The following is a 25,351-nucleotide window of genomic DNA, read 5'->3' on the forward strand; positions in this document are numbered from 1 at the left end:
GATGTCCGTCGTCACTTGTCCCGTGAAAGTAACTCAGTTCGTATCCTCCCCGGCGGTAAAGCAGGCGAAGCGGTTGCCTCGGTCACCTGCAACGTCGCCGCCACCAGCCGCGCCGCCATGGCCCGATCCGCGAAGAACGGTCCTATTGCACTGAAATCGGCACGCGCGCGACAACCTTGCGCCCGCCTGCTGCCTCCAGCACGTAGCGGATATCGTACTCGCCGGCTGCCTCCGGCGCAGTCAAAGTGCCGGTTTTCCCGTCCTGCGACATGTCGGTGTAGAAATAGGCGAGTTCTCCGCTCACCTCGGTGTAACCTCGCGGAACCAGATCCACATAGTCTCCGCCGGAATTCGGCCCCGTCCATTCGAATGCGAAGCTCGTTCCCGCTTCGACTGCTTCGGGCGCGGCGATACTCGCCTGCGCCGGAGTGAGGACCAGCGGTTCAGCGGCGAGAACGCGCCTTCCGTCAGGGCCTTCGAGCACATAACGCACAAGGTAGCTGCCGGCGTCACCGGCGGTCTTGACGCTCGCACTTTCGCCGTCGGAAGAATTCTCAACGTAGAAATATGCCAACTCACCGCTGACATCGGTGTAGCCGGCCGGCACGAGGTCGATATAGTCGCCAGCTGCGGCAGGGCCCGTCCAGTTTATGTCGAGCACGGTTCCGGCCATGACCGTCGGCTGGAAAGCCAGGCTTGCCCGCGCTTCGACAACGGTGAGAGGCACCTCGGCGAGCAGCTTGCGGCCGTCGGGCGCCTCCAGCACGTAACGCAGCGCGTAGTTGCCTGCGTTTCCCGGCGCGCGAATGGAGACCGGGTTCCCGCTTTCGACATATGCGTAGGACAGCTCGCCGGAAAACTCGGCATAACCGGCCGGCACGATATCGATGTAATCGCCGGCCTGGCCCGGCCCCTTCCATGTGACCTCAAAAGCCTTGCCGATCGGTACGGTCGCTGGCGCCACAAGCGCGGTATCGCTGTCGGCAACATCGATGGTCACCGCGGCAAGAACATGCCGCCGGTCCGGTCCTTCCCAGACATAACGCAGCGTATATTGGCCGACCTTCCCGGGCGCACGGATCCGGAGTGGCGATCCCGCTTCGACATAGGCATAGGCGAGTTCGTTGCCGATCTTTTCGGAGCCGAGCGGCACAATGTCGATATAGTCACCTTCCGCTCCGGGGCCCGACCATTCGACATCGAGCGGTGCTCCGATCGAAGGCGTGCCCTTTGGCGCAACCGTCGCAGGCGGCAAGACGACCTCAGCCGCCTCCTCCTTGGGAGCAGGCTTTGCCGCCACCGTGTCGGTCAGCGCATCGCCAAGTTCGGCCTCGTTGCCGGCCTGAATATAACGCCCACCCGTTTCCTCGGCGAGGCAGGCCACCTGCCTGCCTTCCTCGCGGCTGAGACCGAACCCGACGACATGGGCGGTGAAATCAACGCCCGTATTCTCAAGCTCGACGCCAAGCGCGCACGGATCGGCGTTGCAGGTCTCGATACCGTCCGTGATGAGCACGACAGTCGCCCTGTCTTCGGTATAGCGCAGAGCTTCGGCGGCCTGTTTCACGGCTTCCGAAAGCGGCGTCTTGCCCAGGAAGCGCAAATCATCGGCGGCCTCCGCAATCGCGGATGCCGACCCGGCAGCCGGCGGCACCAGAAGTTCGATATCGGAACAAACGCCTTTCTGGCGGTGCCCGTAAGCCATCAGCCCCAGTTCAAGGTCGGCGGGCAGGTCGCCAAGAACGCTGCGCAGCGTTTCGCGCGCAATCTGCAGCTTGGGCCGACCGTCGATCTGCCCCCACATGGATCCTGAGGCATCGAGCACGATGATTGCCCGGTCGGCGGCGTTGGCCGGGCTTGCAAGTCCGAGAAACGCGGCAAGGCCGGCAAATGCCATCGGAAACTTACGCATGTGTACTCCTGATATCTTGATGGGTCCGGTGCAGGGGAGCGCCGGCGACTCACACCTAATCAGCACCGCGGGGAGCGTCAATTTCATTTCCGTGCCTATGTCGGAAAGCGCACGCACCAGCCGTCCTTGTGTCAGCAGCAAGGAACGATCCACTCGACGCACGCCCGGTGCTGATGCAAATAGGCGCGCTGACACAACCAACCGAATGCCCGGAAAGGCAAGATGAACGACGCAAAATCACCCCTTGGCGGCAGCGCCGCAATTGCCGCCGCAGAACTCGCGATCTCGGCCCGCGGGCTGGTCAAGCATTTCGGCGACGTCAAAGCCGTCGACGGCATCGATCTCGAGGTGCCGCGCGGTACGATCTTTGCGATTCTCGGTCCCAACGGCGCCGGCAAAACCACCTTCATGCGCATGCTTGCGACGCTGTCCAGGCCGGACCGGGGCGAAGCGAGCATCATGGGGCACGACCTCATCGCCGAACCCGATGCAGTGCGGGCCGCAATCGCAATGACCGGCCAGTTCGCCTCTCTCGACGAAGACCTGACCGGCCGCGAGAATATGATCCTGCTCGCACGCCTGTGGGGCTTTCGCGGCAGCCGCGCATCGCGCCGGGCCGACGATCTGCTTTCGGCATTCGACCTCGCCGATGCCGCGCACAAGCAGGTGAAAGACTATTCTGGCGGCATGCGCCGGAGGCTCGATATCGCCGCGTCACTGATCGTCACGCCGGGCGTGCTGTTTCTCGACGAACCCACTACCGGCCTCGACCCCAAAGCGCGGCAGGGTGTTTGGCGCATGATCCGTCGCCTGGCGGGTGCAGGCGTTACCGTCCTGCTGACCACGCAATATCTCGATGAAGCCGACCAGCTCGCAGCCCGCATTGCGGTCATCGATCACGGCAGGAAAATCGCGGAGGGTACCAGCCGGGAGCTCAAGGCGGCGACGGGATCGGGGTTCCTCAACGTAACGGTCGCCGACCAGGCCCGGATTGGCGATGCCATGCGATTGCTTGAAGAGACACTTGGGGCACAGCCGCACGAGAGTGCGGAAGGCGGGCAGATTTCCGTACTTGCCAACACCGCGGGCGCTGCCAACGGGGCTATCGGCAAGCTGCTCGCAGCCGGTATCGACCTCACCGACTATTCAATGGGGCAGCCGAGCCTCGACGACGTGTTTTTCGCGCTCACCGGCCATCCGGCCGAAGCCGACCAGACACAGGAAGCAGAGCCAGCATGAGCGACACAAACGCAGTATTGAAACTGGGCACCGCGGAGCGCCCAAGCCCGCCATCGGCATTCTCAAACGCGCTGGTATTCGGCTGGCGCGCGATGCTGAAATTCAAGCACCTGCCCGAACAGCTGTTCGATCTGGTGATGACCCCGATCATGTTCACGCTGCTGTTCACCTTCGTGTTCGGCGGCGCGCTTGCCGGTTCGACGGCCGACTATCTGCAGTTTTTCCTGCCGGGCATTCTGGTCCAGACCGTCGTCTTCAACTCGGTCTATTCCGGCATGGGTCTTTCGACCGATCTCAGCAAAGGCTTGTTCGACCGCTTCCGTTCGCTGCCCATCTGGTCGCTTGCACCGTTTGCGGGGCTGATGGTCGGCGACGTACTGCGCCACCTGATCGCCGGTATGATCATCCTGACAATCGGCCTCATTCTCGGCTACCGGCCCGAAGCCGGTGTCGCCGGCGTCGTGGGTGCATTTTTAATGCTGATCGCGATCGGTTTCGGCATGGGCTGGGTCTTCATCGTTCTCGGCCTGCTCATTCGCACACCGACCACGGTCATGACCGTCGGTTTCAGCTTCCTGTTCCCGCTGGTGTTCGCGTCCAACATCATGGTGGAACCTGCCACCATGCCGGGCTGGCTGCGCGCCTTTGTCGAGGTCAACCCGGTGTCGCTTATGACAACGGCCCTGCGCGGGCTCATGGGCGGCGGCATCACCGCATCCGAAATCGGCCTGGCGCTGATCGCACCTGTCGTGCTGACGCTGCTGCTTGCGCCGCTGACGCTGTGGATTTACCTGCGGCGCGAATAATGCCCAACGCCGGTAACCTCCCGGGCCGGTGCCCGGGAGGTTTGTGCGTCCCGGATCAGCCGCGGCCCGAAAGCATCGGCTCCGTCATCGCGGCGGAGTATGCGCGCGCGCTGGTGAGATAGGCGTCGTAGCTCTCGACCGTACGGGCGACATCGCCGCCCTGGGCGACAAGTTCGGCCTTCACCTCTTCCCAGGCGCCGCGCATGGCGGTGACCACATCGTCGGGGAAGTTGAGGAATTCGACACCCTCATCCTTCAGCGACTGCATCGCCTGGGCGTTGAAATAATCGAACTGACCATGCATCTCGAGCGCGGCCTGTCCGGCCGCAGCCTCGCAGATGGCCTGCAGGTCGGGCGACAGCTCGGCCCATGCGTCCTTGTTGAACACCACGGCCACGCCTGCGCCCGGCTCGGCAAAGGCCGGCACGTAACACAGATTGGTGACACGCTGCAGGCCGAAGGCCTGGTCGAGCATCGGGCCCACCCATTCGGCCGCGTCGATGGCGCCCGACTGCAGCGACTGGAAGATTTCCGTCGGCGGCAACAGCACGGCGTTGACGCCCAGCTTGCGCAGCATCTCGCCGCCAAGGCCGGCGATGCGCATGTTGAGGCCCTGCAGGTCGGCCAGGCTTTCGATGCGGTTCTTGAACCAGCCGCCTGACTGCGTGTTGGAGTTGCCGGAATAAAAGGGTTTCATGTTGCGCTGGGCGTAGATGTCATCCCAGATTTCCTGTCCGCCGCCCCATTTCAGCCACGCAACCTGTTCGTTGGACGTCATGCCGAAGGGCACGCCTGTATACCAGTGAAGCGCGGCGTTTTTGCCCGCGGCGTAGTAGGTGGGGCCGTGGCCTACCGGCGCATTGCCCTGCTGGACGGCGTCTTCCACGCCAAAAGGCGGCACCAGTTCGCCGGCGCCATAGACGGTCAGTTCGATGCGACCGTCCGACATTGCCGAGACCAGTTCGGCATAACGTGTCACATTGGTGCCGACGCCGGGTGCGGCTTTCGGAAAGGCCGAGGCGAGGTTCCACTGGATCTTGCCCTGCGCGACAGCCGGTGCCGCAAGGGTCGTAGCGGCGGCAAGACCGGCGCCCGAGGCAAGGAATGTTCTACGTTTCATGCGTTCCTCCAAAGGTGAAAGCTATCCGAAAATCTTTGCCGGCAGCCAGGTGGCCAGTTCCGGCACCGCGACCAGCAATGCCAGCGCCGCAAGCTGCAGAAGCACAAACGGTATCACGCCACGATAGATCGCACCTGTCGAGATGGAACGCGGAGCCACGGAGCGGAAATAGAATAGGGCAAAGCCGAATGGCGGGGTCAGGAAGGACGTCTGCAGGTTCATCGCCAGGAGCACCCCGAACCAGACCGGCGAGATATCCGTGCCCAGGATCGCCGGCCCGAGCAGCGGCACGACGATATAGATGATCTCCACCGCCTCGAGGATGAACCCGAGCAAAAACACAACCGCCATCACCACCATCAGTGCGCCGAACTGACCTCCGGGCAGCGCTTTCATGAGCTCAGCCACCAGATGGTCGCCACCGAATCCGCGGAACACCAGCGCCAGCATCGACGCGGCGATGACAATGCCGAACACCATGCCGGATATCTTCACCGTTTCGGCAAGCACCGAGGCCAGCAGGCCCGAGCGAAGCAGCTTCGAACCGGCGGCCAGCGTACCGGCGGCGATCAGCACCGCGGCCAGCACCGCCAGCGCGCCTGCGGGGGTGTCGGCGCCGGCCCGGCCGAGGCCGAGGATACGCAGAGCAACCAGCGCGAAGGCAGCGACGCCCGCCGCCACCAGCACGGCACGCAGCATCCGGTTGCCGGTGGACACGAATGCCGCCATCAGGAGCGCGCCTATGGCGCCAAGCCCGGCAGCCTCGGTCGCCGTCGCGACGCCGGCAAGGATCGAGCCAAGAACGGCGAGAATCAGCAGCATGGGCGGCAGGAAGGTGAACAGGATTTCGGCCACCGGAACACGCTGCCGTGTCGCCTGTTTGCGCGTGCCCGGCGCGGACCGAAGCACGACCAGCAGATAGGCTGCGTAAAGCGCAACAAGCACCAGGCCTGGCACCAGTGCGCCGGCAAACAGGTCGCCGACCGAAACCGCGGCGGGTGCGAAATTGCCGGCCTTCTGCTGCGCCTCCAGATAGGTGTTGCCGATCTGGTCGCCCAGAAGCACCAGCAATATCGATGGTGGAATGATCTGGCCAAGCGTTCCCGACGCGCAGATCAGCCCGCTTGCGCGATGCTGCGGAATGCCGGCCTCCAGCATCGGCTTCAGCGCAACCAGCACCAGCATCACCACGGTCGCGCCGATGATGCCGGTGGCGGCGGCGATCATCGCCGAGAACAGCAGCACCGAGAGCCCCATGCCGCGCGGGCTGCCGCCCATCATGCGGGCAAGAACGCCGAGCATCTTTTCGGCCAGATTGGAGCGCTCGAGAAAAACGCCCATCAGCACGAAAAGCGGCACAGCCATCAGCAGGCTGTTGGACATGATGCCCCAGATGCGAGCCGGAAAGAAATTCAGGAACGAGAGGTCGAAGGCGCCGAACAGACTTCCGATGACGGCAAACACCAGCGGCACACCCGCGATCGCCAGCATGGCCGGAACACCGCTCAGAATGCCGGCAAAGAGGCCGAGGAACATCAGGATGAGGAAGAGTTCCTGCACCGTCATTGTCCGGCACTTTCCCCGGCGCCGCTGCGCAGCGCAGCGGCAATGCCCTGCACGATCATCAGCGCGGCCGAAACCGGAAGCGCGGTCTTGACCAGAAACAGGCCGCCCAGCCCGCCGGTTTCGACCGAGGTTTCGCGGATCGACCAGCTGTAGCGAAGATCTGGCCAGTTAGCCCAGATAACGAGGCCGAAGACCGGCACCAGGAACAGAACCAGCGCGACGAAATCGGCCCGCCTCAGATAGGATGGCGACAGCATTTCGGAAAACACCTCGACGCGGACATGACCGCCGCGCGCCAGGCAGGCCGGCACCGACAGAGCCAGGAACACCGCGAAGGCGTAGTTCGCCAGATCCTGCAAGGCGATACTGCCTGCCGCGAAGCCGTATCGCAGCACAACGACCGTTAGAACGACAACCGTCAGAACCGCCAGCGCCGCCATGCAGGCGAAGCTGGTCATGCGGTCGAGCGCGCCGGCGAAACGGAGAAACAGCTTTCTGGCGCGCTCCAGCGGTGTCATGCGGCACCCAGGCCAGATGCGCGCCAACGATGTCCGCCCCAACCGCACACGCTCATCTCAATATGTCGTCCTGCGTTCCTCGCTCGGCGGGCGGCCGAACTGAAGCCGGTAGCTCTGGGCGAAATAGGAGTGCGATGTGAAGCCGGTGGCAATCGCCACGTCGAGGATCGGCATATTGGTCTGGCGCAGCAATTCGCGCGCCCGCTCCAGCCTGAGCCGCATGTAATAGCGGCCCGGCGTCATGTTGAGATGGCGCAGGAAAAGCCGCTCCACCTGGCGCACCGAAAGCCCTGCCGATTTCGCCAGTTGCCCCGCCGACAGCGGCTCGTCGAGATTGTCGGCCATCAGTTCGACGATCCGGCGCAGCTTGTCGGACTTGCCGGTCAGGTCGCGCTCCGGGCCGATGCGCTGGCGGTCGCTCGCGGTGCGGATGCGCTCGTGCTGGAACTGGTTGGCGACCTCGTTGGCAATGCCTGCACCGAAATCGGCGCGCACGATTTCAAGCATCAGGTCGATCGAGGTGGTGCCGCCGGCGCAGGTGTAGCGCTTGCGGTCGATCTCGTAGACGCCGCCTGTGCATTCTATGTCGGGGAAATGTTCCTTGAAGCCGGCGCGGTTTTCCCAGTGGATCGTGCAGCGGTAGCCGTCGAGCAGACCGGCCTCCGCGATCAGATGCGCGCCGACCGACAGCCCGCCCAGCGCGCCGCCGCGCCGGCTCCAGGAGCGCAGCGCGCCAAGTAATTTGCTCTTGCCGGGAAACTCGGTCGTCAGGCCGACGCAGACAAACAATATGTCGGCTCGCTGTATGTCCGTGACCGAATAGTCGATCTTGATCGGCAGGCCGTTGGAGGCCATCACCGCCTCGCCATCGACCGAAACCGTTGTCCAGGAATAATAATCGTAACCGATGGCGCGATTGGCCGAGCGCACGGTGTCGATCGCCGCGGCAAGCGAGAACATCGAAAACTTGTCGACCAGCAGAAATGCGAAATGCCTGCCGGCTTGCGCGGGTTCGTTCATGGCCGCCGGTTCTAGCCGATTGGTCGGCAGCCGACCAGATGCGGTGTTGCGAGGCGAAAGGGCCAGGCATCCGGCCCCTGATTGTCAGAAGCGCGGTGGTGTTTTGCCCGCGGCGCGGTAGGCCGAAGTCACCGTCGCCGCCATCAGCATGGCGATGGTCATCGGGCCGACGCCGCCCGGCACCGGGGTGATCGCACGGGCGATCTTTTCGGCTTCCTCGAACGCGACATCGCCGACGAGCCGCGTCTTGCCTTCGCCCTTCTCGGGCGCCGGTATGCGGTTGATGCCGACATCGATCACGGTGGCGCCCGGTTTCACCCAGTCGCCCTTGACCATTTCCGGGCGGCCGACCGCCGCCACCAGTATGTCTGCCCCGCGCGCCACCGCCGGCAGATCGGCGGTGCGGCTATGGGCGATCGTCACGGTCGCGTTGGCGGCGAGCAACAGGTTCGCCATCGGCTTGCCGACGATGTTGGAACGGCCGATCACGACCGCGGACAGACCGGAGAGATCGCGACCGCGTACCCGCTCGATCATCAGCATCGAGCCGGCAGGCGTGCAAGGCACGAACGCCTCGTCGAGCGCGCCGGTGCCGAGCCGGCCAACGTTGATGTAATGAAAACCGTCGACATCCTTGTCCGGCGAGATCGCCTGGATCACGGCGTCGGCGTCGATGTGGTCCGGCAGCGGCAGTTGCACCAGAATGCCGTGGATGGCGGGGTCGGCGTTGAGCTCAGCGACCAGCTTCAGCAGATCGTCCTGCGTCGTGGTGTCGGCATCCAGATTGTGCTGAACGGAATGAAATCCGCATTCCTTGGCGCGGCGGCCCTTGGAATTCACATAGACCTGGCTTGCCGGATCCTCGCCGACCAGCACAACCGCGAGGCCGGGCGTAATGCCGGAACTTACGAGTGCTGCCGTAGACTCGATCACTTTCACCACGACGCTTTCGGCAATCGCCCTGCCGTCAATGATCTCTGCCATCGCTGCCCTCCTCGTCGTCTGGTCCGCACCCGGGGCATATTGCCCGCGCCCCAGGATTGCAATGGCATGGAAACGCCGTTTAGGCGCTCATATCCGACAAGCTGCCGCGCCGCGCAATTGCCTTGTCGGCGCCTGCTCTATAACCAAACTGGCAACACGGAGGTTCGACATGGCGGAAAAGCGCGTGATCCTGGTCGGCTGTGGCAATATGGGCCGCGCCATGCTCGAGGGCTGGCTCGATGCCGGCCGGCTGAAGCCCGGCCAGGTGGATGTGGTCGAACCCACGGACGCACTGCGCGAGCACGCCACAGCACTCGGCGTCAATGTTCACGCTTCGGCCGAGGGCCTGGCACTGGCGGGCGACGCCATCGTCATTCTGGCCGTCAAGCCGCAGGTCATCGTCAAGGTGGCAGAGGGCTATCGTGGCTTCGCGCAGACAGGTGCGACCTTCGTTTCGATTGCCGCCGGCACGCCGGTTTCCGCACTTGAAGGCGCACTGGGCGCCGGCACGGCGATCATCCGCTGCATGCCCAACACGCCGGCTGCGATCGGCAAGGGCATGATGGTGGTCTACGCAAACTCGCACGTTGCGTCGTCCACGCTCGACGAGGTGAAGCTGCTGCTATCGGCCTCCGGCATGGTCGAGACCATCGACGATGAGGAACTGATGCACGCCGTTACCGCGGTATCCGGCTCCGGCCCGGCCTACCTGTTCCACTTCATCGAGTGCCTGACCGCAGCCGGCGAAAAAGCCGGCCTGCCCGCTGAAACAGCAGCACAACTTGCCATGCAGACCGCCTATGGCGCCGCTTCGCTGGCGGCGGCCAGCGACGATCCGCCTTCGCGTCTTCGGGAACAGGTAACCAGCCCCAACGGCACCACTGCGGCAGCACTCGGGGTGCTGATGGGGCCTATGGGGACGCTGATGGACGAAGCAGTCGAAGCGGCGCGGAAGAGGTCGGAGGAACTGGGGAGGTAGGGCGAGCCGCCTCGAACCTCGGCGCGTCGTCGCGATGACGAAGCACATCTATTCTCCCCAATGGTGGGGGAGAGGCAGTCACCCCGCCAAAACCAGCTCATCCTGCCTTTGCCGCAGCTCGACCAGCTTCGATGCCGGGTCGGGGGCAACGTTCGCATAGGTCAGCAGCTCGCCCTTCCTGACCGCCGCAGTCACCTTGCCGCCTTCGAGCACCCCGCACGGAACCGCCTGCGACTGGCGCGCGTCGGGTACGGTCATGATCCAGGAGCGGTACATGTATTCGCCAATCGCATCGAGCGTTTCGCCGGGCTTGAGATCGCGCTTGGCGAGCGCGCAGACTTCTGCGACTGGCCGGTCAAGCGGCACCATGTCGGCCTTGCCGTAAAGCACGGCCCGGGCGCAGGTCAGCGGCACTTCGAGGCTGGTGAGATGATAGGGCCGGAAAAAAGTGTAATACGGACCGGCGCCGAGCTTGAGGTCGTTCATACGCTCGCGCAGGCGCGGATGGTCCATCTCGGCGATCACGAAGACGCCCGGCGCCACACCCTTGCCGATGGAGAAGTCCACGCAGCCGGTGCGTGACAGCACGCCGCCATCCGCAACCGGGCACAGTACCGACGAAAGTTCCTCGCGCGTGGCGGCCGGGCCGTGCATGCCGGGTTTGTCCGGAACCAGACCGGTCGCGTTGGCGATCGCCGCCATTTCGACCATCGTCTTCGAACCGTCGACGAACTCGACCAGCATGCGCGGGTTCATGTTGCGCCGCCGCGCCTCCTCCTCGTAATCGTCAGGCGTTGCATCATGGTTGAGCGGATTGTTCTTGCCCTTGCCGGCAGCAACGATGTCATGCCCCATCGCCGACACGAACTCGATCAGCTCCATGCAGGAAGACGGCTCATCGCCCGCCCCCAGCGAATAGACGACATCGAGCTTGCGCGCCGCATCCTTCAGATAGGCGCCGATGGTGACATCGGCCTCGACATTCATCATAACGAGGTGCTTGCCGTGCTCCATCGCGGTGAGGCCGATCTCGGCACCGACGGCCGGCTTTCCGGTGGCATCGATCACCACATCGACCAGGTCGCTGGTGGCAGCGAGCAGCGGATCGCCGACGATCGCTGTCTTGCCTGCCTCTATCGCTGCCAGCACGGCACCGGCGCTGTCGGCCTCGACCGCGCTTTCGGCCGCCCTGCCGGCTATCGATACCGCCTCAAGCCCGCGACCGGGGCGCGTGTCTGCAATCGCCGCCAGTTCCAGACCGCGCATGCGCGCCACCTGGGTGACAATGTCGGTGCCCATCTCGCCGCAGCCGATCAAACCGATACGGACCGGCCTGCCGGTGTCGGCTCTGATTGCAAGGTCCCTGGCGAGGCCCACGGGGGATACGTTCGTCATTTCTCGTCCTTTGCGCTACCCATCCAAAGACGGAGGCGTTCTGCTTTGTCAATCTGCAGCCGGGCAGCGCCGGCATTAACCCTCGATTAATCATGACCTTGAAGAGATTGCACATTCCGCTGTTTATGGCTGCATATGGCAGGCGCCTTGCATGACCGGGGCCATGCACAATCGAATGGTTCAAAACGTGACAGCCAATATGCAGACCAGAATGACCGAATGGCCGACCTCCACGCTGGGGCGGCTTCCCATCGTGCGCGCGGACATCGCCACGACGGCTGAGGCTTTCGTCCGGGAGTCCCTGGACAAACGCGGCAAAGCGGGACGGCCGTTCTATTCGACCTCCGCCAACGGCCAGGTTCTGGCGATGTGCGGCAGCGAGCCGGAGTTTCTGGACCTGATGCTGGCGGCCGACCAGATCCACGCCGACGGCATGCCGATGGTCACCTATTCGAAGCTGTTTTCAGCCAATCCACTGCCGGAGCGTGTCGCGACGACCGATCTCGTGCAGGCGGTTGCGCGCGAGGCCGAGGCCAAGGGAGCGACGTTCTATCTTCTCGGTGCAAAGGAAGAGGTGAACCGCAAGGCCGTCGAGATGCTCAAGGCAGATTATCCCGACCTTGTTTTTGCCGGGCGCCGTAACGGCTATTTCACGCGGGACGAAGAAGACGCGGTGGTAGACGAGATCAATCGGGCCGCACCGGACATTTTGTGGGTCGGCCTCGGCATCCCGCTGGAGCAGCAGTTCGTGGCACGCAATATCGAGCGGCTTACCAATGTCGGCGTGATCAAGACATCCGGCGGCCTGTTCGACTTTCTGTCCGGCAAAAACACCCGCGCCCCGGGCTGGATGCAGGCGGCCGGTCTGGAATGGGTGTATCGCGCCTGGCTGGAACCGCGGCGGCTGGCGATGCGTTACATCACCACCAATCCGCAGGCCATTTCCGCGCTGTTCCGCCATTCGGCCTGAGCGATGCGGCGAGGCGCAATAGCGAAAACGGCGCTCTACGGCGCAATCGCCGCCATTGTGCTTGTGACGACACCGGCCGCGGCTGCGTGCAAGCCGCCCGAAGGCTTTCCCAACCCCGCCCTCGTTGCCACCATGCAGCGTGGCGTCAACCTGCCGAACTGGGATCATCCGGACCCAGCGGCACGTCCCACTACGGAACAGCTGCGCGCGGTACGTGGCCACGGCTTCACCCATATCCGGCTGCTGGTCGAGCGGCCGCCTCTCGCCGACGGCGAAGCCCAGCAGGTATTCGCTCAAGAGCTCTTCGAGCAGATCATCCTGCTGCTCAGCATGGACTACACCGTCAGCGTCGATCTGCACGCCGGCCATCTCGCGGAGCCATATCTGGCGAAAGGCCCGGACGCGGCGCGTGCGTTCCTGTCCGACATCTGGCGGCGGCTGGCGCCTGTGATACGGGTCTTCGACCGCGAGCAAGTTGCGGTTGAATTGCTGAACGAGCCGCCAGCGAATTCCGAGGTCTGGGAGGAGACGGCACGGGGCCTTGTGTCCGACATCAGGCAATGGTTGCCGGACCACACGATCATTGTCGGCCCCGCCGGCCCGCAGCGCTTCGACGCACTGGCCCAAATGGAGCCGCTAGCGGACAAAAACATCGTCTACGCGGTGCACTATTACGACCCGTTCCTCTTCACCCATCAGGGCGCGACATGGGGCGGGCCGGACGACCCGCTGCAATATCTTGCCGGATTGCCCTTTCCCGCGCATCTCGACGACGAGGCCGTACAAGCCAACATTTCGGCACTTGAGAATGGCGGGCGGTCGGACCTGGCCGGCGAACTGGCAAAGCAACTCAGACAGCCATGGACGGAGGGCGGCATCGCCAAGGCGTTTGCGAGCATGGCGGATTGGCGCCAGCGCACCGGGCAGCCGGTGGTTGTGAACGAGTTCGGAACGCTCAGCTTCGTTGCACCGCGGCAGTCGCGGCTTGCATGGCTCGCTTCCGTCGGCCGCCAGGCCGAGGCGGCGTGTATCGGCTGGACGCACTGGGATTTTCAGGATGGTTTCGGCCTTATGGACCCGGAAACCGGGCTTCCCGACCCTGGCGTGATCGAAGCGCTGGCCCCGGCCAAACGGCAGGATTACTGAGCGCCGGGCGCAAAGCGGTTTTCGACGAAACCGGCCAGGAGTTTCATTTTCGGGCGAATGACACTGCCGTCGATCGTTTCAATCCGGCCGTTGCCGTTCAGCGTGTGCAGCTTGCGGCCCGGCCATTCCGCGCAGGGGCGCAGCACGGTCTCGACCGTCTGCCCGAAGCTGCGTGTCGTCAGCCTGTCCACCCGCGCCAGGCCAAGTGCCGCGCCATAGCCGTTGCGGCAGTCCTGGACCGGACGCCAGAGCGCGCCGGCGCGCACGACCATGTTGCCGGCCGGGCGCGCGCAGCGGTCATCGACCAGAAGCGGGTTGCCGCTATGCGGCTTCCAAGGGCCAAAAAGCGCCTGGGCGTGCCAGATCGCCAGCGTGTCGGAATAGCCGCCGACGCCGTCGCGGACCACGGCGAACATCCAGTAACGCCCGCCATGGCGGATGACCGTGGCATCGGCAGCTTCAACGCCGGAGACCAGCACGGCCTCCTTTCGCCAGCCGGACGGAAAGGCGGTCGCACGGTAAATCGAGATTTCGCCCGACAGCGAAGCCTCGGGGATCATGTAGACTTCGCCCTCCTCCTCGATGAGGAAGGGGTAAGAGAGATGCCACGGTTCTTCCAGAACCACTTGCGCATCGCCCGGTTCGCCGCCGTCACCGAATGCAGCAACCGAAATCACGCCTTTGCCGGTCTTGTGGTCGAGGTCCTCGAAGAAGAGATAGTCTTGGCCTGCACGACTGAAAGGGAACGGGTCGGCGTAAAAATGATCGCCGGGGTCGGTGAGCACCTGCCATTGCCCGCCGCCGAGGTCATGACGTGACCAGACATCGCTGCCCTCTACCGCCCTGCGCCAGCCGACCCGCCAGTGCGGCGCATGGCAGCACAGGCGATAGGCAGCGCGGGCGGCGGCCTGCGCCACCGTCCTCGCGCCATAGCGCGCTATGTTGGCGGTCGAGATCTGCCTGACATCGCGTGATGCCGGATCGGCCAGCTGCGCGCTGGCGCCGAATATATTGTGCGCCTTGACGATCAGCGGGATGACGCGAGACCACACCGCCTCCATGGCCCCGCCGACGCCTTCCGCAGCTTCCAGTGAGGCCATGCCGGACGCAGCGATGCGCGCGTCGCCGTCACCTCGCGCGGCCGATATTTCCACATAGGGCGTACCGCCGAAAAACAGCGCGGCGGCGAGCGCGGCTTCACCCGTTGCGCCATTGAAGCGCGGCTGGAGCACCAGCGTATCGGCAGGCCATATTTCCGCGGTGTCGTGACGCAGATCGACAACAACGTCATAGGCCGGGGCAGCGTCTGCTTCGGCCCGATCGGCGATTTCCGCGCGGTCGATTCGGTCGCTCCAGCGCGGACGGCTGCGATGCAGCACCATGCGCTCCAAAGACAGAAGGGTCATCAACGCCGAATTGTCCGAAGGTCCGCCGGCCAGGCGGATGCGCACATCCGCCCCCCAGTCACGGGCAAGCCGGTTTGCCAGCAGCGGCACCCAGCGCGCCAGCGCGCCGGCTTCGACGACGATCAGCGCCGCAACGGTCTTCTGGCGAGGTTTCATGCGCCGCTGCTTGTCGGGGCCGCGCCAGCGATGGCGGCAGGCTTTGCCTTCGCCGCTGTGTGGCCGTTCTCGATCAGGTCGCGATAGGCATCGACCATCGCCTCGAGCGAGTGCCGCCTGGACAGTTGCCGGCCGAGTGCCGACAGCCCGGCCGACCGGTCACGATCCGACAGCAGTTCCTTGACAGCCGCCGCAAATGCCGCCTTGTCCGCCGTTTCGACAAGCGACGCGCACGGCACGCCATCGACCTCCAGAACCTCGCGCAAAACCGGGATGTCGTTGGCGACAACAGGCACGCCCGACTGCGCCGCTTCTACCGCAGCGAGGCCAAAGGTTTCGGCGCTCGATGGAAATACGAACAGGTCCAGCGCTGCGAGGAAATCTCCGACGCGCTCCGGTTCCATTTCGCCGGCGAAATGGACACGGTCCTCAATGCCAAGCTCACCAGCGATGCGCTTCAGGCGCCCAGCGTCAGGCCCCTGTCCGGCAATCGCGATATGACATTTTGGAAGCGCGGGCATGATCTGCAGTGCATGGTCGAGACATTTCAGCGGGTGGAGCCGTGCGACCGAGCCGATCACTTTGGCCCTTGGCGGGAGACCGAAAACGGCGCGCGCAGCGGTCTTGCCGAGCTTCGAGCTTCGCCCGGCAAATCCGTGCGGCACCAGCACCATTCGGCGCGCATAGGACGCCGGATAGCCCTGATAGTCCTGCCAGGTCTGGCGCGAATTCGCGGTGATGACATCGTAAATGCCCATGCGGCCGATCCAGCGATCGACCTTGCGCACCGCAGGACTGATCGTCGCCGGCGCGGAGACGTGATTTGCGATGACACGCGGTACACCGGCCAGCCGCGCCGCTGGAGCGGCAACGATATTGCCGAAATGCTGGAACGTCAGCACCACGTCGGGTTTCAGCCGGCGCATCGTCCTGAAGAGCCGCCAGAGGAAGCCGGCAAGCGCCAGTGGACCCGACGGCCGTTCGCGGCTGACGAAATGCACGCCGGGCATGTCGTCGAAGGCTGCGGTCTTGCGGTAGAGAAACAGGTGCTCGATCTCAAAGGCCGGTTCGCCGCCGCGCCTCACCTGCGAAAGCCCCTCGCCCAGCAAGCGCGATATTTCCTGAGCGCCGGCCATTTCGGCCTGCGTCTGAACAAAAAGAAGCTTGAGTGGCCGGTTGCGCGTGCCGCTGGTCATAGCCGTCCGCCGATTGGGTTCGAGGCCGCACAGTGTCCCAGCCAATGGTCAAGAAATGATTGCCTGGAGGGATATACGGTTTCTTGCGGCCGCACCGAGAATCATGCCGGCCAGTCCGAGAAACAGCGCCAGAGCCAGCGGCGCAAAATAGGCTTCTTCCTGGAAAAGACCGTTGACGACCATGGACATCAGGCCCAGCGCCGCCGCGGCATGGAGGTTGTTGCCGGTAATGCGTGCAAGCTTCATCACCTGCCAGGCTGCCCAGGTGTAGAAAGCGATGACCGCAAAAGCGAACACGCCCATCTGATGCAGCAGCACGGCAACCGAGCTCTCGACGGCAAAGGGCGTGCGCCCGTTGCCCTGTGCTGCCGACCAGTCGATAGTTTCAAAATCGGGAGACAGGTTGCCACCCGAGCCAATGCCCCAGCCGACCGGGTTGAGCGGAAAGTCGGAAAGACCCGCCATCAAGCCAAGCACGTGATAGTCCTCGATGTCGAGGCCGACGAGAATTCCGAGCACGGCGTAGGCGCTCAGGGCGATACAAGTGGCGACAAAGCCGATGCGCGCACCGAGCAGGCGAAACACGACCCAGCCCGCGCCGACCAGAAGGAACACGATCAGCGGCCCCTTGGCGTTACAGAGCACCATCAGAATGAACAGCAGCGCGGCAAGGCCGAAGCGCGCGCGGTACAGGCAGAAAATGCTGAAGAACACCAGCGCGTAGGCAAAACTGATCGCATGCATATTGGGGCCGAAGAGGCGCAGCACTTCGATCTCGAAATCCGCCAGCAGCGGCGAGTTGAAGGCTGCTATGCGGAATGTGTCGACAAGCCCGGTCGCAACCAGACCGCTTTCGCGTGCCGCCTTGTCGTACGCCAGTGTGATCCAGTTGGCGTCGCCGGCGAGCTCCCAATAGGCGCGCCCGTTGGTTGCGGCCAACCAGAAGTCGCGTCCCAGAAACTCAGTAAACCCGGCAATGATTGCCAGCACGGCCAGACCGGACAGGGCCGCGCCGATATTGATATGGCGCTGCGAGAAAAGAACCAGGCATACCTGAAACAGAAGCAACGGCGTCACGATGTTGCGCAGGTAGATGACCGCTGTCATCCCGGTCCGGGAATAGCCGTAGATGAAATAGATCCCGATGATGAACAGCAGCGAGATGGAGAATTTCAGATACGGGTCCAGCAGCCGGTTGCGCTCTCCCCAGCTGGCCAGAAACCGGACCGCGGTGACCAGCCACACCGAGGCCAGCGTCAGGAAGTTGTAACCCCTGATGATGTCGAAATCGGCTGTCGAAATCTGGCTTGCGAGGAGCGATACGATTAGGTTCTGAAACAGAAACGCGAACGGAATCGCGACAAGCGCCGCCTGCGGCATTCGCAAGGCGCACGAGCCTGCAATTATCAGCGCCGAAACAATGCCGACCGCAGGGTGGAGCACATGCAGCGTGAGAGGTATCGCCACCACGGCAAATGCTATGGCCAGCAGCGCCATCGCCTCCAACGCCGCAGCGAGGGCGGTGCCGGCGCGCAGCGCGCGACCGTTCCCGGCAGATTGTGCGTAAGAGGTGTCGGCGATCGTCATGTATATTCCGGTGGCTCAGGGCAGTTTCCTAGCTGAACCCGATCCACACTAGAACCTATCGTCTCACCGCGAGGTTAACCGCGCATTCAACATTTCTGTTTACGCATTGGTCATAGTTAGAACTTTGCAGGTTGCCTGCGGGCGGCAGCGATCAAGCAGGAGTGCTGAATGCGTTCGGAGTGGGATATGCCGCGCCCGGCAGAGCACATGACGAGCGAACGGCAGCGAAGCCGTGCATTCGACGCGCCCGCAAATGACGGCGGTGGGCGCGACGGCATCCTGGAGCCCATAGCGCTGATCTCACTCCTTGTCCGCAAGGCGGTTCCCATCGGCATCATTGCCGGATTGATCACCGCCGCATGTTTGGCGGCGCTGCTTGTTTACCCCTTTCCGTACAAGGCGACGGCGATCGTTCTCGCCGACCCGCGCGAGCAGCGCGTCACGCTGCAGGAAGACGTTCTGCCCGCCATCGGTGCCGATGCCGCGGTGCTTGAAAGCATGGTCCAGATCGTAAAGTCGGACGGGTTCCTCCTCGCCACAATGCAGGAACTCGGACTGACCGGCGAAAACGCCGCCGCGGACCGGTCCGGTCAACTCGAGGCCCTCGGCAAGTTCCGCAAAGGGCTCTCCGTGGAACGCAAGGGCGCAACCTATCTGGTCGAAATTTCCTATTCGGCCAAAAGCGGCGACGAGGCCGCACGCATCGCCAACGGCGTTGCCACCGCCTTTGCCGACAGCCAGAATCAGTCACGCAGCTTGGCAACCGAAAACGCAGCCAAATCCCTGGCATCCCGCCTGGTCGAGCTGCGCGCAAAACTCAACGCCTCGGAAGAGGCCGTGGCGAAATTCAAATCCGAAAACGGCATTGTATTCATCGATCAGACCAATACGCTGCAGATGCGGCAGCTCACGGAACTCAGCCAGCAGATGGCGCTTGCGACCACCGCGACCGAGGAAGCGCGCGCGCGCTACGACGAACTGAAGAACGGCGGCAGCATTGCAATCTCGTCGCAACAGAGCGGCGAAAGCAGCCAGCTGTCGTTCCTGAGGCAGCAGCGTGCCGAACTTGCACAATCGCTTGAACAGCAACGTCAGATCTATGGTCCGCGGCACCCGCGCATCATGCAGACCCAGCAGATGATGCGGGGCCTCGACAGCCAGATCGCGGCGGAGCGGCGCCTGCTCGAACAGCAGCTCAAGGCGACGCTGGACGTGGCGGCCAACAAACAGGCCGAGCTCGAGCGGCAGATCGCCTCGCTCAGCTCGGGGGTGAACCTCACCGAGGCGGCGCAGGTGCAACTGGATGCACTCGAACGCGAAGCAGCCGCCAACCGCGACATCTACCAGCAGTTTCTGGCCCGCAACAAGCAGACAGACGAACTGGCGCTGCTGGTCGAGGACAATGTGCGCATCGTCTCGGAGGCGGTGCCGCCGCTGCGGTCAACGCGCCCTTCCCTTTCGCTGGTTGGCCCGGCAATCGCGATGCTGGGACTGATCATCGCGACCATTGTCATCCTCGGTTTCAATTTTGGCGCGATTACCAGGAAGGCGATGCGGATACGCAACCCGCAGCGTGGAGAACGCAATCCGGCACCGGCATTTGCCGTGAGGCCGAAAGCCCGCGCCCCGCGCAAGCAACCACGCAGCGAACCACTGTCGCTGCTGGAGGGCTGGCATGGCGACGAGACCGAAGCGCACGATCCAGCCGATATGTGGCGGGGACTGCGGGACCCCGGGCGCGGGGACCGGCATGCCGGTCGGGTTTCAAATCGGGACTATCGTCGCGCCGGATAGCCAATCCGGGCCAGCCTGTCCTCAAACGGCACATTTTCCACGGAACCTTTCGCGCAGCCTGTATCAAGACGGCAGGCGGCACAGCCGACAGCGTTTGGATCAACCGTTCCGTTTCGGTCGGCAAATGGCGCAAAATCGGCCTGCAGGCCCTCTTTGGGGCGACGGCAGACACCGAACTTAACCAGCCATTAACCGCCCCATCAACGCAGCGCGCCGAATAACCGGTTCGGCACGGTTTTCGCGGTACGCAAGCATACATCGCGGCCTTTGTATCCAACTGGGACAGGGACGCTATCCGGAACTTCGGCACACGACCGGGCGCCGGCAAGGAAAACGTTAGAGGAGCGCATCAAATGAACTCGATGGTCATGAACCGGGACATCATCACCAACTGGGCACCGCGCCATGAACGCCTGTTCGGCCGCGAACTGGTCCAGCTTCAGCATTCGCTGCGTGAAACGGGCATGTTCACCCGCGACGCAATCGCCAAGCTCATCGACAATTGCCCGGCCGGCGATCTCGGCCTGGAATCCATGTGCGTGGAAACCGACCGGCCCGACCGCATCTACGGTGTGCTCGACGGCGCATCAGGCAAGGACGCAATCAAGGCCATCGAGAAGGGCCGCATGTGGATGAACCTGCGCCGCGTGATGGACTGGTCACCCGAATACAAAAAGCTGCTCGACGAAATCTTCGACGAGTTCGAAGCGCGCATGCCGGGCTTCAAGACCTTCAAGCGCAACATGCACATCCTGATTTCGTCGCCGAACGCCAAGGTGTTCTACCATGCCGACATTCAGGGCCAGTCTCTGTGGCAGATCGAGGGCGTGAAGAGTGTCTATCTCTATCCGCGCTCGGAAGCTTTCATGAGCCCGCAGAGCGTGGAGAAGATCCTGCTGCGCGAGACCGACGAGGACCTGGAATACCAGAACTGGTTCGACGACTACGCGACCAAGGTCGACCTGGAGCCGGGCAACATGATCACCTGGCCGCTCTACGCGCCGCACCGGGTGCAGAACCACGACTGCCTGAACATCTCCGTCGCAATGGAACATTGGACCAAGCCGATCTGGAACTCCTACGCCGTGCATTACGGCAACGGCGTGCTGCGCCGCACGGTGGGCGTCGGCACAAAGACCACCAACGACTACGGCATGCATGTCTATCCGAAGGCTGCGGCTGCGTTCATGTGGAAGAAATTCGGCGGCCAGATCGCCGGCGACGTTGTGAAAGCGCGCCATTTCCGCATCGATGCCTCCGCGCCCGAGGGCCGCGTAGACATCGCTTAAGAAGCAACCGCCGCCAAAGGAACGCCGTAATGCTGCATACTGCCCCCAGTGCTTTCTCCGGTGAGGTCGAGATCGGCGTAGAGCCATCGTTCGACTTCCTCACCGAAGAATATAGCACGCTTTTCAAGAGCAGCTGCGCGTCGGCGTTCCAGGCCCCGCACTGGCTGGCCGGCCTGCACACCAGGCTAGCGCCGGAGCTCGGTGCGCAACAGCACACGGTCACTGTCCGCGCGAAGGCCGACGGCACGCTCCTCGCCGTCTTTCCCTTCGTGCGGCAGTCGACTGCCGGGATCATAATCGTGCAGCCGGCGGATTTCGGTTTGTGCGACCGCAACGAACCGGTTGCGTCCCGCGAAACGCTGGAAATGCTGGCGGGTTCCGCGGAGCATATCAAGGCGCTGGCGGCGGCACTCGGCAGGCCGGACCTACTTCTCATACGCAAGGTCTGGGAAGAGAGCTTCGACATTACACGCCTCTTCGGCGGCGCACGCGCCCTGCCCGCACCCAACAGCGCCTTTCTTTGCGAAACCGGCGAGGAATTTGCCGGCTGGAAGCAGGAGCTGCGCAAGAAGTTCACGAAGGAACTCGACCGGCTGCAGCGGCAGACCGCACGCGAAATCGGCACGTACCAGCATCGCGCTGTCACCGATCCAAACGAAATCAAGCTCGCATTCGAGTTTCTGCGGCTGGCGCGCCTTGGCCGTCACAAGGGCGATGTGCTCGAGGACGACCGCTTTTACGAATTCTACCGCGACTACGCGATCGAAGGTGCGCGGACCGGCGAAGCAATCACCTATGCAAGTTTTGTCGATGGCTACCCCGTCGCGGTGCTTTTCGGCCTGACGGGCGACGGCGACTACCACGCCGTTCTGATCGGTGCCGATTTCGGCAAGCTGACGCGGCAGTCAACGGGCATCCAGCTCCTGTACCGCGTCATCCAGATGCGGATTGCGCAGGGCTACACCGTGTTCGACATGGGGCTTGGCGACCCTGGCTACAAAGCGCATTTCCGGCCGCGCACCGTCAAGGTCCGCAATGTCACGAAGCCGATGACGCCGACCGGCCACGCTATCGCGCTGATCTACAATCGCTCGAAGCCGCTCAAGGACTTCATCAAAGGGATCCTGCCGAATGTCCACTGACAAGACCGGCACGCAATATACATTATCCTCGCTCGCCGCGAAGCTGAGCGCAGGACTGCGCGCGCTGGCGGCAAACCCGTCGATGCGCGGCATTGCAGGCGTGCTGGTGCTGAAGGCCTCCATGATGGTCTTCAACTTCGCTCTTATCGCGCTCGCCGCAAATGTGCTGCAGGAAACGCAGTTCGGCATCTACTCGATCCTGTTTTCCGCAGTCGGCCTTGTCGGCATCGTCGCGACGGTCGGACAGCAGATATTGCTGATGCGGAGCTGGAACGAATATTCGGCCAATGACGACGCAGCCACGCTGAAGGGCGCCCTGAAGTTCAGCGCGCTGTTGTGGCTTGCCGGCACAATGCTGGCGACCTGTATTTTCTACTTCTGGGCCGATGCGTCCTACGGCGCGGCACTTGCGCGCGCGGCCACCGTTTATCTCGTTCTCTATGCGGCCATTCAAACCACCGCGCACCTGTTGAGGGCGTCACGCGGCGTCGGTGTCGGCGACGGCTACGGCAATCTGCTGCCGGTGCTGCCTGCGATCGGTTACCTGGCATACGATCTTGCGACACATTCGGCGGCGGACGTTTCCACGGTCCTGTATCTGCTGGCTGGCGGATCGGCGGTCGGACTGGCAATTCACGCTTTCGCCTTCCGGCGCCGTCTATCGGCGCGCTTTCCGGATTTCCGCAAGGTCCGTTCGCGCAGCGAAACACGGGCCTGGGCCGGACGCTCGGCGCGCCTGTGGCTATCGACCGGGCTCGAAGCGGCCAATCAGTTTCTCGATGTGATCGTGATGGGCATACTGACCACGCCCGCGATAGCCGGCGGCTATTTCGTCACGACGCGCTTCGCGAACATTTTTGCATCGGCATCGGACGGCATGCATCTGTTTGCGAGCCGGCATGTGCCCGATCTCTATTACCGCCGCGAGTATGAAAGCCTGTCGCGTATCCTAAACCTGATCGCACTGATGCTTGCGGCGATGATCGCAGTCGGCATCATCGGAATAGCGCTGGGCGGCAAATTCGTGCTCGGCCTCATCAGCGCCGACTATGTGCAGTATTTCCCGGCGCTGATCGTGCTGTGTCTGGGCACCGCGGCGGCGGCGGCGGCACAGCCCTGCGCGCCGATTCTGATGCTGACGGGACATGAGGGCCGGTACCTGGCGATCATAGCAACCAGTGTGCTGCTGCGGGTTGCAGGCTTTTTCCTGCTGGTCCCCTCCTACGGGATCATGGGCGCGGTGACGGCATCTGCGCTGTCTTTCGTGGTTCTGGCGGGTGCGCTCAGCTATTCCGCACACCGTCTTGCGGGTTTCGACGGCTCGGTGCTGCGGCTTTTTCGTCGCAACACCGGAACGGCGCAACCTTTGGCGGCCGAATAAACAAACTATCAATATTGGACCATTACTAGGGGATATCTTGCATCGACCGTTTCGGGGCAGGGCGACAGCAGGAGCAAAGAGGGGGCGCTTTGGCGCAAGTCAACATGAATGCTCATTTCAACAGGCGGGTGGGGCCTGGTGAAACGATCGCAATCGGCATCGAGAACGGTCTCGATTTTACGTCGGAGACGTATCGGCAACTCTACGCAAGATCGGATGTCACGGGCTTCCAGAGCCCGCTATGGCTTAACCGCCTTTATGGCACTCTGGTTCCGGCAGTTTCTGCCGAACCATTTATTGTCACCGTCCGGCGGGGCGCAGACCTGACCGCGGTCATGCCGATGGTGGTCCAGAGAGCGGCCGGCGTAACAATTCTTCAGGCCGCCGATCTCGGTGTTTCAGACTACAACGCGCCGGTTTGTTCCGCCGACACGCTCGCTGAGCTTGCAGGATCGGATACGGTCCGCAAGACGCTCGCGCAGTTGATTTCCTTCGCCGATGTCCTGTTCCTGCGCAAGGTGGCCTGCGACGTGGATGCGGTTGACCGGTTGTTTGGCGGCACCACACGCTCGGCTTCCGAAAACAACGCTTTCGTCATCGACCTGGCACCCGGCGAATTCGACGACTGGCGCCGCGAAAACCTGAAGAAGGGCTTCCGCAAGAACATCGACCGGCGGCGGCGCAGGCTCAACGAAGAACATGGCGCGGTGGACTGGCAGACCTTCGTGGAGCCGGACGATGTCGCCCGTGCGATCGATTTCATCCGGGCCGAGCGAACGGCCAAGTTCAAGGACGATATCCTCGCCACCGACAGCTATTTCGAATTCTACAGGGACTGCGCGCTTGCCGGCGCGGCAAGCGGAGAGACTGTAACGTCGGGGGTCGTGGTCGACGGCGAGCTGGCAGCGGCGGATTTCGGCGTGATGGGCAAGGATTGCCTGCACTCGATCCTGTGCGCGGCCGATGTCGAGAATTTCGGCCAGTACGCTCCGGGCATCCAGTCGCTCCACGATCTTATCCGCGAGCGCTTCGAAAAGGGCGACAGCCGCTTCGACGCGGGTATCGGCAATTCTCGCTACAAAAGTGACTTTTCCGCCCGCGAGATCGCGCTGGAAAACCTGTCGCTCTCGCTCAGCGCCAAGGGGCAGGCCGTGTCGACGATCTATCACCGCGCCAAGCCGCTGAAGAACTTCCTGCGCAACATCGTGAAGACGGTGCACTAAGCAGGCTTGCTGTGGTGCGAAGCTGGTGCTGCCGGAGAGATTTGAACTCTCGACCTCTCCCTTACCAAGGGAGTGCTCTACCCCTGAGCTACGGCAGCTCCGCGAAAGTGCGGCGCTTCTGCCACAACCCACCGGCCAGCGCAAGGCGGATGCGGCGAATTGCGCAAGCTCGTGAGAATGTGCAAATGAACCCGGCCGGTCCGGACTGCGGCAGAACCAGCAACGGGCGGCGCCGTGAGCGGCAGATAGACGGGGAAGCACCGGAGCCGATGAACCACAAACCGCCAAAGGACCCACGCAAGGACCGCCTGGCCAAACAGCTGCGGGCGAACCTGCAGCGGCGCAAGGAACAGGCGCGAGAACGCTCGTCCGACGATGCCGACACTGCCGGCGCAGTTGAACCGGACCGGGATCAGCCTTTGCGCGGCTCCGACACAGGAAAACCATGATCGGCGATAGACAGTCCGCGCCGACCGCCTGTTCTTGAACCAACCAATTCATTGGTCTAGACCGGCACACCAT

Annotated in this window: 21 protein-coding genes and 1 tRNA gene; 11 read left to right on the top strand and 11 right to left on the bottom strand. The window is 63.3% G+C overall.

What is annotated here, in order from left to right; all coding sequences use genetic code 11:
- Window positions 1-142 precede the first annotated feature (142 nt).
- Entirely contained in the window at window positions 143-1,912 is a 1,770-nt protein-coding gene (locus EP165_RS02470) for a VWA domain-containing protein (RefSeq protein ID WP_127519967.1), read from the bottom strand.
- Between the two features lie 222 nt (window positions 1,913-2,134).
- Between EP165_RS02470 and EP165_RS02475 the strand changes: the two genes are divergently transcribed.
- Together EP165_RS02475 and EP165_RS02480 are read left to right on the top strand one after the other, a co-directional pair.
- Window positions 2,135-3,151 carry an ATP-binding cassette domain-containing protein gene (locus tag EP165_RS02475; protein WP_127519968.1) on the top strand — a complete coding sequence of 339 codons (1,017 nt, stop codon included), beginning with the start codon at window positions 2,135-2,137 and terminating at the stop codon, window positions 3,149-3,151.
- On the top strand, window positions 3,148-3,957 hold the full coding sequence (locus EP165_RS02480) for an ABC transporter permease (protein WP_127519969.1): 810 nt from the start codon (window positions 3,148-3,150) through the stop codon (window positions 3,955-3,957). Before EP165_RS02475 ends, EP165_RS02480 begins: the two co-directional genes overlap by 4 nt.
- A 55-nt stretch (window positions 3,958-4,012) precedes the next feature.
- On the opposite strand, the gene EP165_RS02485 is transcribed toward EP165_RS02480, so the two are convergent.
- From EP165_RS02485 to EP165_RS02505, 5 genes are all read right to left on the bottom strand, one after another.
- Window positions 4,013-5,077 carry a TRAP transporter substrate-binding protein gene (locus EP165_RS02485; RefSeq protein ID WP_127519970.1) on the bottom strand — a complete coding sequence of 355 codons (1,065 nt, stop codon included), beginning with the start codon at window positions 5,075-5,077 and terminating at the stop codon, window positions 4,013-4,015.
- A 21-nt stretch (window positions 5,078-5,098) separates the two neighbouring features.
- Complete coding sequence (locus EP165_RS02490) at window positions 5,099-6,643, bottom strand: TRAP transporter large permease (RefSeq protein WP_127519971.1); 1,545 nt, start codon at window positions 6,641-6,643, stop codon at window positions 5,099-5,101.
- Entirely contained in the window at window positions 6,640-7,161 is a 522-nt protein-coding gene (locus EP165_RS02495) for a TRAP transporter small permease subunit (protein WP_206075854.1), read from the bottom strand. Before EP165_RS02495 ends, EP165_RS02490 begins: the two co-directional genes overlap by 4 nt.
- A 57-nt stretch (window positions 7,162-7,218) precedes the next feature.
- A complete protein-coding gene (locus tag EP165_RS02500; RefSeq protein WP_127519972.1) occupies window positions 7,219-8,181 on the bottom strand; it encodes a GlxA family transcriptional regulator in 963 nt (320 codons plus the stop codon).
- 84 nt (window positions 8,182-8,265) lie between these two features.
- Entirely contained in the window at window positions 8,266-9,165 is a 900-nt protein-coding gene (locus EP165_RS02505) for a bifunctional methylenetetrahydrofolate dehydrogenase/methenyltetrahydrofolate cyclohydrolase (protein ID WP_127519973.1), read from the bottom strand.
- Between the two features lie 169 nt (window positions 9,166-9,334).
- Between EP165_RS02505 and proC the strand changes: the two genes are divergently transcribed.
- Window positions 9,335-10,144: a pyrroline-5-carboxylate reductase gene (gene proC, locus EP165_RS02510; protein ID WP_127519974.1), complete on the top strand. Its 810-nt coding sequence runs from the start codon at window positions 9,335-9,337 to the stop codon at window positions 10,142-10,144.
- A gap of 78 nt (window positions 10,145-10,222) precedes the next feature.
- On the opposite strand, the gene EP165_RS02515 is transcribed toward proC, so the two are convergent.
- A complete protein-coding gene (locus EP165_RS02515; protein WP_127519975.1) occupies window positions 10,223-11,539 on the bottom strand; it encodes an NAD(P)H-dependent oxidoreductase in 1,317 nt (438 codons plus the stop codon).
- A 211-nt stretch (window positions 11,540-11,750) separates the two neighbouring features.
- On the opposite strand from EP165_RS02515, the gene EP165_RS02520 reads away from it, so the two are divergent.
- Together EP165_RS02520 and EP165_RS02525 are read left to right on the top strand one after the other, a co-directional pair.
- Complete coding sequence (locus EP165_RS02520) at window positions 11,751-12,509, top strand: WecB/TagA/CpsF family glycosyltransferase (protein WP_127519976.1); 759 nt, start codon at window positions 11,751-11,753, stop codon at window positions 12,507-12,509.
- 3 nt (window positions 12,510-12,512) lie between these two features.
- A complete protein-coding gene (locus tag EP165_RS02525; RefSeq protein WP_127519977.1) occupies window positions 12,513-13,655 on the top strand; it encodes a glycoside hydrolase family 5 protein in 1,143 nt (380 codons plus the stop codon).
- Here the strand turns inward: EP165_RS02525 and EP165_RS02530 are convergent.
- From EP165_RS02530 to EP165_RS02540, 3 genes are read right to left on the bottom strand one after another with little or no spacing between them, the layout of a single operon-like run.
- Window positions 13,649-15,217 (bottom strand): glucosamine inositolphosphorylceramide transferase family protein, encoded by a 1,569-nt coding sequence (locus EP165_RS02530; protein ID WP_127519978.1) that lies wholly within the window; start codon window positions 15,215-15,217, stop codon window positions 13,649-13,651. The genes EP165_RS02525 and EP165_RS02530 overlap by 7 nt on opposite strands.
- The gene (locus EP165_RS02535; RefSeq protein WP_127519979.1) at window positions 15,214-16,413 is read right to left on the bottom strand and encodes a glycosyltransferase family 4 protein; all 1,200 of its coding nucleotides are present in this window, start codon (window positions 16,411-16,413) and stop codon (window positions 15,214-15,216) included. The genes EP165_RS02530 and EP165_RS02535 overlap by 4 nt, the downstream gene beginning before the upstream one ends.
- A 48-nt stretch (window positions 16,414-16,461) precedes the next feature.
- Window positions 16,462-18,000, bottom strand: a complete 1,539-nt coding sequence (locus tag EP165_RS02540) for a hypothetical protein (protein ID WP_127519980.1) — start codon at window positions 17,998-18,000, stop codon at window positions 16,462-16,464.
- Window positions 18,001-18,168: 168 nt separating this feature from the next.
- Here EP165_RS02540 and EP165_RS02545 point away from each other — a divergent pair, with 168 nt between their 5' ends.
- The 5 genes from EP165_RS02545 to EP165_RS02565 all read left to right on the top strand — a co-directional run bounded on the left by EP165_RS02545 (window position 18,169) and on the right by EP165_RS02565 (window position 24,829).
- On the top strand, window positions 18,169-19,794 hold the full coding sequence (locus EP165_RS02545) for a GumC family protein (protein WP_127519981.1): 1,626 nt from the start codon (window positions 18,169-18,171) through the stop codon (window positions 19,792-19,794).
- Between the two features lie 353 nt (window positions 19,795-20,147).
- On the top strand, window positions 20,148-21,083 hold the full coding sequence (locus EP165_RS02550) for a cupin-like domain-containing protein (protein ID WP_127519982.1): 936 nt from the start codon (window positions 20,148-20,150) through the stop codon (window positions 21,081-21,083).
- 29 nt (window positions 21,084-21,112) lie between these two features.
- Window positions 21,113-22,225, top strand: a complete 1,113-nt coding sequence (locus tag EP165_RS02555; RefSeq protein ID WP_127519983.1) for a GNAT family N-acetyltransferase — start codon at window positions 21,113-21,115, stop codon at window positions 22,223-22,225.
- Entirely contained in the window at window positions 22,215-23,606 is a 1,392-nt protein-coding gene (locus EP165_RS02560) for a lipopolysaccharide biosynthesis protein (protein WP_127519984.1), read from the top strand. The genes EP165_RS02555 and EP165_RS02560 overlap by 11 nt, the downstream gene beginning before the upstream one ends.
- Before the next feature lie 104 nt (window positions 23,607-23,710).
- Window positions 23,711-24,829 (top strand): GNAT family N-acetyltransferase, encoded by a 1,119-nt coding sequence (locus tag EP165_RS02565; RefSeq protein WP_127519985.1) that lies wholly within the window; start codon window positions 23,711-23,713, stop codon window positions 24,827-24,829.
- 23 nt (window positions 24,830-24,852) lie between these two features.
- On the opposite strand, the gene EP165_RS02570 is transcribed toward EP165_RS02565, so the two are convergent.
- A tRNA-Thr gene (locus EP165_RS02570) sits at window positions 24,853-24,927 on the bottom strand.
- Between the two features lie 171 nt (window positions 24,928-25,098).
- Between EP165_RS02570 and EP165_RS02575 the strand changes: the two genes are divergently transcribed.
- Window positions 25,099-25,278 (top strand): hypothetical protein, encoded by a 180-nt coding sequence (locus EP165_RS02575; protein WP_127519986.1) that lies wholly within the window; start codon window positions 25,099-25,101, stop codon window positions 25,276-25,278.
- Window positions 25,279-25,351: the final 73 nt, after the last annotated feature.

The sequence above is a fragment of the Mesorhizobium sp. Z1-4 genome (assembly GCF_004000235.1).
GTDB lineage: Bacteria > Pseudomonadota > Alphaproteobacteria > Rhizobiales > Rhizobiaceae > RCIO01.